This window comes from Bacillota bacterium LX-D (assembly GCA_031628995.1).
Lineage (GTDB): Bacteria > Bacillota > DUOV01 > DUOV01 > Zhaonellaceae > JAVLUO01.
Genome location: JAVLUO010000002.1, coordinates 64,213 through 78,144, shown reverse-complemented (window position 1 = coordinate 78,144; position 13,932 = coordinate 64,213). Strand labels below are relative to the sequence as shown.

Below are 13,932 nucleotides of genomic sequence, written 5' to 3'. Positions count from 1 at the left end.
TGTCCCTCCAGATAAGTCACATACCTTAACATATGCAAGGAGTAAATTCTTTAGAACAAAAAAAAAACAAACCATCAGATGTACTAAGGTTTGTTTTTTTTTAATAAATTATCTAACTTCTGTTGGTACAAAGGCATCTATAATTCCAACAACAAAAGCTGCCAGCAACGCTCCTAAGATATTTACACTCAAGTAATTTGGAACTATGAATTGAGCTAAGTAAATAACTACAGCAGCCGTAATAAATCCGACAATTCCTCTACTACGTGGGGAAATGGATTTACCCAGCATAGCTTCAACAATATAACCTAAAACTGCAATTACAATAGCTGCTAAAAGTGCCCCTGTAAATCCATTAACGGTAATACCGGGCAGCAGCCAACCTACGACTAGTAACACTAGTGCAGAAACAATAAATCTAATAATTGTTCCTAAAATATTGCTTGCCATTATGTCACCTCCTTCTAGTATATTTTTAACCCTTATTGATTGAAAATATACTTACAAAGTAATACTTGCTTTTAGCTTATATAAATGATAAAATGTATTCTGTTAATTATTGCATATGTGTCTTTTTGCTTTAAGGAGGTGACAGGAACTGTGCCTAATATCAAATCTGCTTCTAAAAGAGTTGAAATTGCTCGTCAACGTACTTTAAGAAATGTAGCTTTAAAATCTAACTTAAAAACAGTAATTAAGCGTTTTGTTGAGGCCGTTGAAAGCAAGGATCTAGAAAAATCAAAAACTACTTTACTCCGTGCTCTTCGGACTGTGGATAAAGCAGCTAGCAAAGGTTTAATTCACAAAAATACAGCTGCCAGAAAAAAATCTCGTTTGCAGAAATTGTTTAACACCTCCGCAAGCTAATTAAAGAGATTATAATTAAGCAAAATTAAAGACCTGTTTTCAGGTCTTTTTGTTTTGCTTCTATGTTCCTTTACATAGTTCTGCTACTGTCAACTCTAAAAGCATGCTGCGGTTTCCTTGTCCTGTTTTTAAAGCAATATCTAACTCTAGTAGTTTTTCTAAATTGCTAATTAGCTCAGGAACATGGTAACGCTGTCCTTGCTTCACAACTTTACTAATTGTAAAGGATTGAGTCTGGAGCATTTGCGGTAATTGGCTTTGATGATAACCTTTAGCCAAAAGAAGCTTTGCTTCTAAGATTAAGCGAAATTGCCTAGCCAGCATATAGACAATTAGTATTTCCGGTTCGCCCATTTTGACTAAGTCGCGGCAATACTGAATTGCTTTAGCTCCCTTTTGTTCAACAAAAGCATCTACTAAGTTGAAAATAGTAGTTTGAGATGTTTTACTAACTAAGTTTTGTACTACTTCCAAAGGTACTTCCTCTGTTTCATCTCCTAAGTATAAGCAAATTTTATCTATTTCCTGTTGAAGTACTGCTAAGTTATTTCCTTGGCAGGCTAAAAGGTAATCTAGGACAGCATAATTAATTTTTTTCTTTCTTTCTAAAAACTTTCCCTTAGTCCAATTAAGGAGTTCCTGCCCTCTTAACTGTTTAAATTCGATGGTTAAGTCCTGTTTAGCTAAAACTTGAAAAAGTTTTTTTCTGCTGTCGGCTTTGCCTTTTATAACAAAAGCTATCTTACTTAATGGTGAAGGATTTGCTAAATAGCCGGTGAGAAGCTCTTTTTCCTTACCAGTTTCCTCCGCCTTATTTTGACCTTTCTTAGTTAAAAACAAAGTGGAATTTTGCACTAAGACTAATTTTTTGTGGGTAAATAAGGGAAAAGTATTAGCAGCTTCTAAAATACTCTCTAGGGAATTATCTTCACCTAGGATTTCTAAGGCCATATTATCTTGTAAATCACCTAAGACAGCTTTTTTGAAAAAATTTACAGCTTCTTCTTTTGAATGTTCTTCTTCTCCATGGAAAAGATAAATAGGAGCTATTTGGCCTGCAGTAATTTTAGATTTAAAATCATGATAATTCATTTTATAAACACCCCAGATTTGTTCATGTTCCTATTTTAACATAAAAGATTAAAATCTTTCCATGTATCCCAAGCAAGAAAACACAGATACTAAATATATCAAAATACGTTAATTAGAGGACGTGAAAACCTTGGTCATAAAACTTAAACCATCTTGGAGTTTTGGTCTCACCAGGGACTTGGGCATAGATTTAGGAACAGCCAATACCTTAGTTTACGTAAAGGGAAAAGGTATTGTGATTCGAGAACCATCTGTTGTAGCCATAGATACTAATACTAATTCCGTTTTAGCCGTAGGTTCTGCTGCTAAAGAAATGTTAGGCCGTACTCCTAGTAATATTATTGCAACCCGTCCTTTAAGAGAAGGAGCAATAGCAGATTTTGAAGCAACCCGCAAAATGATTAACTATTTTATTGAAAAAATTTTAGGGAAAAATCCACTACTGAAACCTAGAGTCATTATTAGTATTCCTTTTGGAACTACTCAAGTTGAAAAAAGAGCCGTAGTGGAGGCAGCTCAACAAGCTGGTGCCAAAGAGGTTTTTTTAGTAGAGGAACCTTTAGCAGCAGCTATTGGTGCGGATCTTCCAGTACAAGATCCTGTAGGAAGTATGATTGTAAATATAGGGGGGGGCACTACGGAAATAGCAGTTATTGCCTTAGGAGGCATTGTTCAAGGTATTTCCGTACGAAGCGGCGGCGACGCATTAAATCATTCTATTGTTGAACATATCCGAAGGAATTACCGCATGGAAATAGGTGAACGGACAGGAGAAAATATTAAAATTGAAATGGGTTTTGCCGTAAATCCTGACCCTCAAATGCGCACTGAAATTAAAGGTATAAGCTTAAAAAATGGTCTTCCCATGTCTATGGAAATAACAGCAGAAGAAGTAACTCAAGCAATGGAAGAGCCTATTACCAACATGCTGTCGGGAATTAAAAGAATCTATGAAAAAATTCCTGCTCAGCTGGCTTCTGATATTATTGACCGAGGCATTACTTTGTCTGGCGGTGGAGCTCTTTTAAGAAATATGGATCAACTTATTAGCCAAGAAATGCACTTGCCCGTTGTCATAACTGAGGACCCAATGGCCTGTGTAGCCATAGGGACAGGAAAAATAATCCGCCACATGAGCACTTTAACTAAACTTGCTTTATATCATGCATAATCCTAATCAGCAACTTTTTCCCGTCCCATTGTTTGTACATATATTTTTGAGCCGTTGGTGCGAAAAGTAATAGCTCCATCCCAATCTGTACGCAGAATTCTTACTTTCTGCTGCTGCCAGTAATCTATTATTTCCTTTGCCGGATGACCAAAATTATTTTTACCAACTGTAAATACAACAATTTGGGGATGAATTTGGCCTAAGAAATTTTCATGAAAAGCATATTTGCTGCCATGATGGGGCACTTTAAATACTACTGCTTCCAGTAGTTTTTTTTGTTGGTAAATTTGTTCCATCCCCTCCTCTTCCAGATCACCAGATAGTAAAAAAGTTGCTTTACCATACACAAGTCTAATTACTAAGCTATTGTTATTGCTGGTACTTTTAGTAGTTTCAAGCTTCTTGCCAGGAGGATTTAAGACTTCCAAAAGCACTTTACCCTCATCCAGCTTAATGGTTTGTCCGGCTGTAAGTTCTTGGATTCTGCAATCTTCATTTTGAGCCAATTTAATAAGATTTTTGTATTCCTGGCCAAAAGATGCAGTTGGAGGGATGAAGAGAGTATTTATTTTTAAAGTTTCAAGTACAGGAAATAAGCCAGAAATATGGTCTGTATCAGGATGAGAACTGATAATACCGTCGAGTTTGAAAATTCCTCTTCTAATTAAATAAGGTACAACAATTTTTTCTCCAGCATTAAAAGCTCCTGTAAAATTTTGTCCTCCTCCATCTAAGAGCAATTTTTTCCCTTTTGGAGTAGCAATAAAAATTGCATCTCCTTGTCCAACATCAATGAAAGTTACTTCTAAATTAGGTTGTCGGTAGTTAGGTACAAAATAGCCCACATTAAGCAGCAGGAAAATTATTAATACTATGGGTATAGCTTGCGGATATTTTTGCTCAATTTCTTGCTTCTTTTTTATTTCCACTAAAGCAATTAAACAAAGGAAAATTCCTATGATTAAATAAATACTGGGAGTTTTGACGGGCAGTGCGTTCCAAGGAAACTTTCCCAGCCACATCAGGGAAGCTACTAATATTTTTAGTATAAAACCGGAACTATAAATAAAAGGCACCGCTAAAGGGGGAAAAATCAGCACTAGAATCAATACACCCATACCTAGTAAGACCAATATTCCTATTGCCGGAACAACAACTAAATTAGTCAATACAGCTGTCAAAGAAATAAGATTAAAGTAATAAGCTGTTAAGGGCAGAGTAGCAATTTGGGCAGTTAAAACTGGTGCCAGGTAAGTTTGGAAAAAGGGAAGGGATTTTCCAATACCATTAAATAAAGCACCTAGGTAAATTAGCCCCCAAGTAACTGTAAAGGAAAGCTGAAAACCGCTGTCAAATAAGGTTAAAGGATTAATAAGTAAAATAAGTAAGGCAGCCCCGGCTAAACCACTATAAAAATCCCATTGGCGCAAAAACCACTTAGCACATAGAATACCCATGGCCATTAGGGTTGCTCTCAGGACAACTGCTGATAAACCTGTAAGTAAAGCATAGAATCCTAAGCCACAAATGAGCAAGGTTTTATCCAATGTGGGCTTTAGCCGCAACAGTATACTCAAATATTGGAGAAACAGTAGAACTACCGCCACATTTGAGCCAGAAACTGCAAAAACGTGCATAATCCCCAGCCGGGAAAACATATCCTTTTGTTCATCAGTCAGCAACCCTTTATCGCCAAAGAAAATAGAATTAAAAATATTAGCCTCTGTCTGGGGCAAATACTTGTTCACTGTTCTTTCTGTTCTTGCTTTAACCAACAAGGCAAGCTTGTACAAAGGATTACCTAAATCTTGTCTAATTAAATTTATTTGGCTAGGTCTTAGATAAGTTTGCACTAAAATACCTTGGCGTTTTAAATACCATCGATAATCAAATTCACCTGAATTTTTAGCTCTTTTCGGCAGCTCTACTTTTCCCGTTATCTTTAAGATATCTCCGTACTCATAGGGCGACGGCTTAGTATCCACCACATTAACTAAAACTTTTTTCCGACTAAGCTTACCGTTAGTCTGCAGCAAATTAACTACATAGACAGTGCGGCCTGAATAATACTGAGGTTCGGCTCTTACTTGTCCTTGAAAAGTAACTTCTTTTCCTGGATTTATAGGTAAGGTTTCTAACGATTTATTAATCCAAATTGTCCTGCCTAAGCCTAAAAGCACAAAAACATTAAGGAACAGCAGTAAATTCCTTTGTCTTAGACCTTTAGGGCTTATAAATACAGAATAAAGCCATAATTCCCCTAGAAATAAAACTGTAAAAAGATAAATATTGTTTTGGATAGCTAGAATACCTAAAATATAGGCGGAAACTCCCCAAACTATAAAACGCTGCACAGCTTTCTCCCTTTTAATAAACTGTTACTAAATCTTTCAATTGTACTAATTTTTTAGGTCCAATACCAGAAACCTCATCTAATTCTTCTACTTTTTTAAAACCCCCATGGGCTGTCCGATAGTCAATTATTCTTTGGGCAGTGGCAGGACCAACACCCGGAAGTCCATCTAAATCAGCTAAGGTTGCCGTATTTAGGTTTACTTTCCCATCTGTGCTGCTTCCCTCTGGTACCTCCCCGCCAGTTACACCAGCAGAGATTAAGGACTCATCTACTTTTTCACCTTTTTTGGGCACCGTAACTTTTTGTCCGTCATTTAAAGGAGCTGCTAAGTTTAAAGCATCTAAATTAGCATTGGGTAAAGGTTCTGCCAAATTGACGGCATCCTGGACTCGAGCACCTGCTAGAAGCTGATAAACCCCAGGTTTTTGCACAGCACCAGTAACATGAATTTTAATTTCCTGAGAAACAGCCTGCTCATCGGAATTTCCTTGGGCAGTAGAACTTTCTGCAGTTTTATTAGCTTCATCAATCACAAATTCCTTTTCCCCATTACTATCCCTATGAAAAAATTGCGCAGCTAATAAACCTGTGCCAAACACCAGAGCTGCCGCTAAGACAACAATTAAGGATTTAATTTGCTTTGGAAGCTGCTGCCACATCTTTTAGTCTCCTTTCAACTTTTTGATGCTATTTCTACTAAACATTTACATTTTCCTGCATATTTTTAAGTTATATTCCAAATATATCTATTTTTGATACAGGGCCAGGTACTATCGGTATTGGTTACCTCTGCACTAAAAAAGGCAATTAGCTATTTCATGCTGCAAATAACTAATTGCCTTTTTGGCTAGGTTGTTCCAAAAAACTATTTTACTACTACATTTACTAATTTATCCGGTACTATAACAACTTTAACCACTTGTTTACCTGCAATATATTTATTCACCTTTGGCTCCGCAAGGATCTTGGCTTCCAGCTCTTCCTTTCCAAGGCCTCTAGGTACATCAATTTTATCTCGAACTTTGCCGGAGATTTGCACAACTATTGTAATTTCGTCCATTTCTAAGGCCTGCTGTTCATATTTAGGCCAAGCTTCCAGATGAACACTAGTTTCAGCCCCTAAGGATGTCCAGAGTTCTTCGGCAATGTGGGGAGCAAAGGGAGCTAGGAGAAGTACTAATTGATTCAGGCTGAATTTTACTAAAGATAGGTTTTGTTCTCCTTCAGCCACATTATCCCGGTATTGGTGGAGACCGTTAACCATTTCCATTATAGAACTAATGGCTGTATTAAAGTTGAAGCGTTCACCAATATCTTCAGTAACTTTTTTAATAACTGCATGAGTTAAACGCCTTAATTCTTTGTCAGCTTTATTCTCAGCCTTATCCACCGCCTCCAGGGATTTAACTTTGGCAGCATAGCTATAAACTAAACGCCAAACTCTGTTTAGGAAGCGATAACAGCCTTCTACTCCTTGGTCGCTCCATTCCAAGTCCCTTTCGGGGGGAGCAGCAAATAGAATAAATAACCGGGCTGTATCTGCACCATATTGGTTAATAATTTCCTCAGGGCTAACTACATTCCCCTTGGATTTAGACATTTTACTACCATCCTTCAGCACCATGCCCTGGGTCAATAGGTTTTGAAAAGGCTCTTCACAACTTACCATGCCTAAATCGTATAGCACTTTAGTGAAAAAGCGAGCGTACATTAAATGTAAAATAGCATGTTCTACACCGCCGATATACTGATCCACATTCATCCAATAATCAACTTTATCTTTTTCAAAAGGAGTTTCTGTGTTTTTGGGATCGCAATACCTTAGAAAATACCAGGAAGAATCCACAAAAGTATCCATCGTATCTGTTTCTCGAGTAGCCTTACCACCACACTTTGGACAAGTTGTATTCATAAAGGTTGGGCTAGTTGTTAAAGGTGAAGCTCCACCAGGCTTAAATTCCACATCCGTTGGCAGCAGTACCGGCAATTCTTCTTCAGGTACTGGTACAACGCCGCAGTGTTCACAATAAACAAAAGGAATGGGAGCTCCCCAATATCTTTGTCGGGAAATAAGCCAGTCCCGTAAACGATAGTTAACTTGCTTACGCCCAATTCCTTTTTCTTCCATGTATGCTACTATTTTTTCTAAAGCAACATCGCTTTGGAGTCCATTAAATTCCCCTGAATTAACCACAACGCCAACTGCTGGAAAGGCCTGAGTCATTTCCTGGGAATTTAAATCTGCATCTTCCGGTTGAATTACTATTTTAATGGGCAATTGATACTTTTTAGCAAATTCAAAATCCCGCTGATCGTGAGCAGGAACACCCATGACAATTCCAGTACCATATTCCATTAATACATAATTTGCCACATAAATTGGTATTTTTTCCCCGCTTAAAGGATTTATAGCATAAGCTCCGGTAAACATGCCCTCTTTTTCCATATCCGTAGACATGCGATCAATGTTGGACATATTCTTTACTTTTTTGACAAAATCCTGAATACTTTCTTCCTGTGGACTGCCTTTGGTTAGTTCTGCCACTAAAGGATGTTCAGGAGCTATGACCATATATGTAACTCCAAAGATTGTATCAGGCCGAGTTGTAAACACAGTTAAATTATGTCCCGCTTCTGTCTGGAACGTCACTTCTGCCCCATTACTTTTGCCAATCCAGTTATGCTGCATGATTTTAACTTTTTCGGGCCAGCCCGGTAGTTTTTCCAAGTCATCGAGCAAACGCTCAGCATAATCTGTAATTTTCATAAACCATTGGGCTAAATCTTTTTTCTCTACAGTGCTGTCACAGCGTTCGCATTTACCGTCCACTACCTGTTCATTAGCCAGCACAGTTGCGCAGGATGGGCACCAATTAACAGCTGCCTTCTTTTTATAGACTAAACCTTTCTTATAAAATTGTAAGAAAAGCCATTGGGTCCATTTATAGTAGTCTGGGTGGCAAGTTGCTACTTCCCGATCCCAATTGTAGCTAAGGCCTATAGATTTCAGTTGGCGTTTCATATTGCTAATATTATCCCAGGTCCAGTCTGCAGGGTGAATTTTTCTTTGAATGGCAGCATTTTCAGCCGGCAAGCCGAAAGAATCCCAACCCATTGGATGGATTACGTTAAAGCCCTGCATAGTTTTAAACCTGGCTACTACGTCACCAATGGAGTAATTCCGCACGTGTCCCATATGCAAATTGCCTGAAGGGTAAGGAAACATTTCTAAAACGTAATATTTTTCCTTCGTTAAATCTTCTTCTGTTTTATATAACTTTTCGTCATCCCATTTTTGTTGCCATTTGGGTTCGATTTCCGAAAATAAATAGCGTTCTTCCAAAATATTCACTCCTCTTTTATATACTAAAAAACCCCCTCATCCCCGTCGGGACGAGAGAGTTTACTCCCGTGGTACCACCCGTATTGGCTCAAATAAAAGCCCACTTACTATCGGATAACGGCAATTACCGGTGTCTAGGTCACACAAGCTCCCGGGTGAGTTCAACCATTGAATTTACTGTTTTTCACCAACCAACAGTTCTCTAAAAAAGTCAATTGATTTACTACTCCCGCTCATCACTATATTATATATATTACTAAAGTATTATAAATTATTAATTATCGAAAGTCAATTGGACATGCTCAGCATCTCCCCATAGCCTTTCTAAACCGTAGAACTGCCTTGCTTCATCCAAGAAAATATGGACCACTACATCGCTATAATCTAAAAGAACCCAACGACCTTCGCGATAACCTTCTACTCGTAGTTCCTTGATTTCTGATTTTCCTAATTCATCCATTACATTCTTCGCTAAAGCTTGTACCTGGTTTGTTGACCTGCCGCTGGCAATGATAAAATAATCTGCCACTAAGGTTAAACCCTGCAGTTTTAGAGCAACTATATCTACTCCTTTTTTATCATACAATGCCTGAACGATTAAAGATACTTTATCCTGAATCTCCATATGTACCTCCTAAGGACAATTTTATTTAGTCAATATTAAATCATTGCGTGCTTCTACTGTTAAAGGATGAAGTAAGCCGCCTTGTTTGATAATATAAAAAATACTATGTTCTAAACATTGTAAAAATGCTGTTCTTAAATCCTCGTAAGCAAGGTGCCGCAGCTTTTCCACGCCTTCATAATTCCTTCCTGGTTCAATCATATCTGCTATATAAACAATTTGCGACAGTTTGTCCATTCCCGGACATCCTGTAGTATGATATTGGATAGCTTTTAAGATCTGTTGATCAGAAATTTTTAAATCCCTATTAACAAGGTAAGCAGCCACTGGTCCATGGAGTAGAATTGGTATGTGCTGTTCCATAGGGTGAAAAGGCCACTTAGCTTCCTTAGCTAAAATTAATAGCTCATCAGAAGAAAGTTCTCGAGCATAATCATGGAGTAATCCGGCCTTGACTGCTTTTTTACAATTTATTTGGTTAACAGCAGCTAGCTCAGCTGCAGTTTGAGCAACATTTAGAGTATGGTTCATTCTTTTGGAGGATAATCTTTTGTGTAAAATTGCAATTAGTTTATTTTCTGCTTGAATTAATTGTTTAATATTTTCCATAAAAAAACCTCCTAGCCCGTACACCAAACATAGGAGGTTTTAAGATTATTCTTCCCTTGCTTTAGCTTCATTAACCGTCAAGGGACGGTTACCAAAATCGGTGCCATTCATAGCTTCTATCATTTTATCAGCATCATCATCAGCTACTTCAACAAATCCAAAACCGCGGGAACGCCCAGTTTGCTTATCATTTATTATCCTAGCACTGATTACTTCACCATGCTGTCTAAAGGCATCTGCTAATTCTTCTTTGGTTGTGGACCAAGGTAGATTTCCTACGTATAGAGTTCGGGCCAATTTATTCACCTCACCGTGGCAAAAATTAAGATAGATTAAAAGTTTATTTATATTATCTGCCCTTCCTTTAAATCTATACCACGGAAAATAAAAGAAATAAATCAATTCTTATTTTACTTATATAGGTTATTTTTGACAATATATTGCTCTATTGGTTCAGGCAACAGATATTTAATTGTTCTTCCTTCGGCAACTCTTCGGCGAATATCTGTGGAGGATATTGCTAAGGCAGGTATTTCCAGTAAGTGAATTTTCTTTTGAAGCACTGTAGGAAGCTTTTTTAAAAATGCCGTGATTTCTTTCATTTTAGTCCCAGGTCTAGTTGCTGCAATAAAATGGCAGAGTTGCATTAACTCATCAACATTTTTCCAAGTTAATATTTCTAAGATGGCATCGGCTCCAGTGATAAAAAAAATCTCAGTGCCCGTATATCTTTGCTTAAATTCTTTTACAGTATCAATAGCATAAGAATAGCCTGCCCGGTCGAATTCAATAGAAGAAGCCTCGAAATAAGGATTTGTTACAACGGCCAGAATTGTCATAAGATACCTATGACGTGCTTCAGTAACAGAATAAGCCTTTTTGTGGGGCGGTTTGCCGGAAGGAACAAAAAAGACCTTTTCCAGATTAAATGTCTCCCTGGCTGCTTCTGCAGTTACTAAATGCCCATAATGAATGGGGTCAAAAGTGCCTCCCATAATTCCCAGACTTCGAACTATGTTATGCTGTGCTTGAACCGCTGGACAACCTGTCATATCTTACCTCATAGATGTTTTTAATTATATCTTATACGAAAATACCTATTTTGACTAATCTTTTTTACCTGCTTAAGTTATTTCTTTCCTAAGAGCCTGAACATATTTTTCTTATATGCTTCAACTCCAGGCTGGTCATAAGGATTTACTCCCAGCAGGGAGCCGCTAATCGCACAAGCCTTTTCAAAGAAATAAATGAGCTGTCCTAAAAAGTAAGGATTTAATTTGGGCAGATTAATTTTAATATTAGGTACACCTCCATGGGTATGTGCTTCCATAGTTCCTTGGGCAGCCTTATAATTTATTTCATGTAAGGACTGATTGCACAAATAATCCAGCTCATCTAAATTATCGTCTAGCTTGGGAATAGTTAAATCAATTTGATGTTCTTGCACCCAAAGGGTTGTAATAAATAAATTTCTAAGGCCATCTTGCATATATTGTCCTAAAGAATGTAAATCCGTAGTTAAATTTACACTAGCCGGGAAAATTCCTTTATGGTCTTTGCCTTCACTTTCCCCAAAAAGCTGCTTCCACCACTCAGCAAAATATTGTAAGGAAGGTTCGTAATTAGCCAGTAGTTCTAAGGTTTTGCCCTTCTGGTACAAAATAAAGCGCAGTCCTGCATATTGGTAACAAGGGTTATCCAGTAGATTACTATTGTTATAGAGCTGGTAGCCCTGTTGAGCACCTTCCAAAAGCTGCTCAACGTTTATTTGAGCTACGGCTAAAGGCAGCAGCCCCACGGGAGTTAAGACAGAGTATCTTCCTCCAACTCCATCGGGTACAACAAATGTTGCATAGCCTTCCTGTTGAGCCATCCTTTTCAATAATCCTTTTTCTTTGTCCGTCGTAGCAATAATCCTTTCTCTAGCTCCTTCTTTGCCATACCTTTCCTCTAAAATTTTTCTAAAAATACGGAAGGCAATAGCCGGCTCTAAAGTTGTGCCTGATTTGGAAATAACATTTACTATAATATCTTTCTCAGCAATAATCTTTAATAAGTGATTAATGTAAGTTGAACTTAAATTATTGCCCACAAAGTAAATTTCCGGGGCCTGACGTTCTTCTATAGGTAATTGGTTATAAAAACGGTGCTGCAATGCTTCAATACCTGCTTTAGCACCTAAATAGGACCCCCCAATGCCAATAACGATAAATACTTCTGCCTTTTCCTTAATTTTTAGACTGGTATATTTAATTCTTTCTAGTTCATCTCGGTCATAGTTTAAGGGCCAATCTAACCAATCGACGTACTCTTTTCCCGGACAAGTTTTATTATGAAGCATTTCATGAGCTGTTCTGATCTGGGGAGCTAAAAATTCAAGCTCATGTGGGTACATAAAAGCACTGGTCTTGCTATAGTCAATAGCTATTTGTTGAGACAACTACATACCACCTCCTAATTATTGGAAACATAACTATCATAGCATATGCTTTCCAAACATTCTGTCGACTTTAGAATCAACACATGTAATCTTATTGTGTAATAATTAAAAGCTTTTTAGTCAACTTTAGCGTTAAAATCAGGTGATATGAAAAATAGCTAAAATCACTTCCTTACCGGATCTGCCCATCTCCGAAAACTATATATTTATAAGTTGTCAGCTCCTTTAAACCCATGGGCCCACGGGCATGAAGTTTTTGGGTGCTAATACCTATTTCCGCACCAAAACCAAATTGACCTCCGTCAGTAAATCTAGTTGAAGCATTAACGTAGACTGCTGCAGCGTCTACTTGCTGGACAAAAGCTCTAGCTCTGCCGTAGTCTTTCGTGATAATAGCCTCCGAGTGTTTAGTTCCGTACTTAGCAATATGCTGTATAGCCTCTTCCATACTTTCTACTACCTTTACAGCCAGGATTAAATCTAGAAATTCAGTTTCCCAATCTTCATTTTTAGCTTCTACAACTTCCTTAACTAAAGCCTTAGTTTCCGGGCAGCCCCGCAGCTCTACACCCTTGTCTAATAATTCTCTGGCAACTGCAGGCAAAAATGTTTCTGCTTCCGAACGGTGTACAAGCAAAGTTTCCATGGCGTTACAAACCCCTGGCCTTTGGGTTTTAGCATTGAGGACTATATCTTTGGCCATGTCCAAGTCTGCGCCTTCATCAACATAAATATGACAATTACCTACGCCAGTTTCAATGACAGGAATTGTAGCATTTTCCACTACATTTTGAATTAAGCTGGCACCGCCTCTAGGAATAAGCACATCAATAAATTTTTTCATTTTTAACATAACTTCTACTGCTTCTCTTTTAGGAGTTTCAATGAGCTGCACTGCATCCTCCGGGATACTGGTACCCTTCAGTGCTTCTCTAAGAATAGAAACAATGGCCGAATTGGAACGAAAAGCTTCCGATCCTCCACGCAGCAACACAGCGTTGCCGGTTTTTAGGCATAAACCTGCTGCATCTACTGTAACATTGGGTCTAGATTCATAGATAATACCAACAAGACCTAATGGAACTCGCATTTTCCCGATTTGCAACCCATTTGGCCGGGTCCACATAGTTAGTACTTCACCTACCGGGTCTGGTAAAGCTGCAATAGATTCCAGTGCACTAGCCATTTCCTCAATTCTTTGTTCATTGAGCATGAGGCGGTCTAGAAGAGGTTTAGTTAAACCCTTAGCTTCCCCATCAGCCATATCTTGTTGGTTAGCTGCTATAATTTCTCCGACTCCTTCCCGTAGAAACTGAGCCATGGCCAATAAAGCCTCGTCCTTTTTACTTTTGGGAAGGACGCTTAATTTATTTGCAGCCTCCTTACCTTTTCTTCCTTGTTCATAAATTAAAAATTTGCTTACCATGGG

13 protein-coding genes and 1 other annotated feature are annotated in these 13,932 nt (G+C 38.0%); of the genes, 2 read left to right on the top strand and 11 right to left on the bottom strand.

Annotation, left to right across the window (positions count from 1 at the left end; translation table 11 throughout):
• Positions 1–108 precede the first annotated feature (108 nt).
• The gene (locus RDV78_02800) at positions 109–450 is read right to left on the bottom strand and encodes a phage holin family protein (protein ID MDS1029432.1); all 342 of its coding nucleotides are present in this window, start codon (positions 448–450) and stop codon (positions 109–111) included.
• Positions 451–600: 150 nt separating this feature from the next.
• On the opposite strand from RDV78_02800, the gene rpsT reads away from it, so the two are divergent.
• Entirely contained in the window at positions 601–867 is a 267-nt protein-coding gene (rpsT, locus tag RDV78_02795) for a 30S ribosomal protein S20 (GenBank protein ID MDS1029431.1), read from the top strand.
• A 60-nt stretch (positions 868–927) separates the two neighbouring features.
• On the opposite strand, the gene holA is transcribed toward rpsT, so the two are convergent.
• Positions 928–1,959: a DNA polymerase III subunit delta gene (gene holA / locus RDV78_02790; GenBank protein ID MDS1029430.1), complete on the bottom strand. Its 1,032-nt coding sequence runs from the start codon at positions 1,957–1,959 to the stop codon at positions 928–930.
• Positions 1,960–2,089: 130 nt separating this feature from the next.
• Between holA and RDV78_02785 the strand changes: the two genes are divergently transcribed.
• Positions 2,090–3,130: a rod shape-determining protein gene (locus RDV78_02785; GenBank protein MDS1029429.1), complete on the top strand. Its 1,041-nt coding sequence runs from the start codon at positions 2,090–2,092 to the stop codon at positions 3,128–3,130.
• A 2-nt stretch (positions 3,131–3,132) separates the two neighbouring features.
• Here RDV78_02785 and RDV78_02780 read toward each other — a convergent pair whose 3' ends face one another.
• The 9 genes from RDV78_02780 to RDV78_02740 form a co-directional block, all read right to left on the bottom strand.
• Positions 3,133–5,484 carry a DNA internalization-related competence protein ComEC/Rec2 gene (locus tag RDV78_02780; protein MDS1029428.1) on the bottom strand — a complete coding sequence of 784 codons (2,352 nt, stop codon included), beginning with the start codon at positions 5,482–5,484 and terminating at the stop codon, positions 3,133–3,135.
• A gap of 13 nt (positions 5,485–5,497) precedes the next feature.
• On the bottom strand, positions 5,498–6,145 hold the full coding sequence (locus RDV78_02775; protein ID MDS1029427.1) for a ComEA family DNA-binding protein: 648 nt from the start codon (positions 6,143–6,145) through the stop codon (positions 5,498–5,500).
• A gap of 206 nt (positions 6,146–6,351) precedes the next feature.
• Complete coding sequence (gene leuS, locus RDV78_02770) at positions 6,352–8,829, bottom strand: leucine--tRNA ligase (protein ID MDS1029426.1); 2,478 nt, start codon at positions 8,827–8,829, stop codon at positions 6,352–6,354.
• Between the two features lie 43 nt (positions 8,830–8,872).
• Positions 8,873–9,075: a binding site (T-box leader), on the bottom strand.
• Between the two features lie 28 nt (positions 9,076–9,103).
• Positions 9,104–9,454 carry a ribosome silencing factor gene (rsfS, locus tag RDV78_02765; protein ID MDS1029425.1) on the bottom strand — a complete coding sequence of 117 codons (351 nt, stop codon included), beginning with the start codon at positions 9,452–9,454 and terminating at the stop codon, positions 9,104–9,106.
• A 21-nt stretch (positions 9,455–9,475) separates the two neighbouring features.
• The gene (yqeK, locus tag RDV78_02760; protein MDS1029424.1) at positions 9,476–10,063 is read right to left on the bottom strand and encodes a bis(5'-nucleosyl)-tetraphosphatase (symmetrical) YqeK; all 588 of its coding nucleotides are present in this window, start codon (positions 10,061–10,063) and stop codon (positions 9,476–9,478) included.
• Between the two features lie 45 nt (positions 10,064–10,108).
• Positions 10,109–10,360 (bottom strand): RNA-binding protein, encoded by a 252-nt coding sequence (locus tag RDV78_02755; protein MDS1029423.1) that lies wholly within the window; start codon positions 10,358–10,360, stop codon positions 10,109–10,111.
• A 113-nt stretch (positions 10,361–10,473) separates the two neighbouring features.
• Positions 10,474–11,115: a nicotinate-nucleotide adenylyltransferase gene (gene nadD / locus RDV78_02750; GenBank protein ID MDS1029422.1), complete on the bottom strand. Its 642-nt coding sequence runs from the start codon at positions 11,113–11,115 to the stop codon at positions 10,474–10,476.
• Positions 11,116–11,192: 77 nt separating this feature from the next.
• Entirely contained in the window at positions 11,193–12,503 is a 1,311-nt protein-coding gene (locus RDV78_02745; protein MDS1029421.1) for a glucose-6-phosphate isomerase, read from the bottom strand.
• A 172-nt stretch (positions 12,504–12,675) separates the two neighbouring features.
• The gene (locus tag RDV78_02740; GenBank protein MDS1029420.1) at positions 12,676–13,929 is read right to left on the bottom strand and encodes a glutamate-5-semialdehyde dehydrogenase; all 1,254 of its coding nucleotides are present in this window, start codon (positions 13,927–13,929) and stop codon (positions 12,676–12,678) included.
• Between the last annotated feature and the right edge of the window lie 3 nt (positions 13,930–13,932).

Bases quoted from the DNA above. Each gene is read 5' to 3' on its own strand.
- RDV78_02800 (MDS1029432.1), bottom strand. From the start codon at position 450: ATGGCAAGCAATATTTTAGGAACAATTATTAGATTTATTGTTTCTGCA.
- holA (MDS1029430.1), bottom strand. From the start codon at position 1,959: ATGAATTATCATGATTTTAAATCTAAAATTACTGCAGGCCAAATAGCT.
- RDV78_02775 (MDS1029427.1), bottom strand. From the start codon at position 6,145: ATGTGGCAGCAGCTTCCAAAGCAAATTAAATCCTTAATTGTTGTCTTA.
- rsfS (MDS1029425.1), bottom strand. From the start codon at position 9,454: ATGGAGATTCAGGATAAAGTATCTTTAATCGTTCAGGCATTGTATGAT.
- yqeK (MDS1029424.1), bottom strand. From the start codon at position 10,063: ATGGAAAATATTAAACAATTAATTCAAGCAGAAAATAAACTAATTGCA.
- nadD (MDS1029422.1), bottom strand. From the start codon at position 11,115: ATGACAGGTTGTCCAGCGGTTCAAGCACAGCATAACATAGTTCGAAGT.
- RDV78_02740 (MDS1029420.1), bottom strand. From the start codon at position 13,929: ATGGTAAGCAAATTTTTAATTTATGAACAAGGAAGAAAAGGTAAGGAG.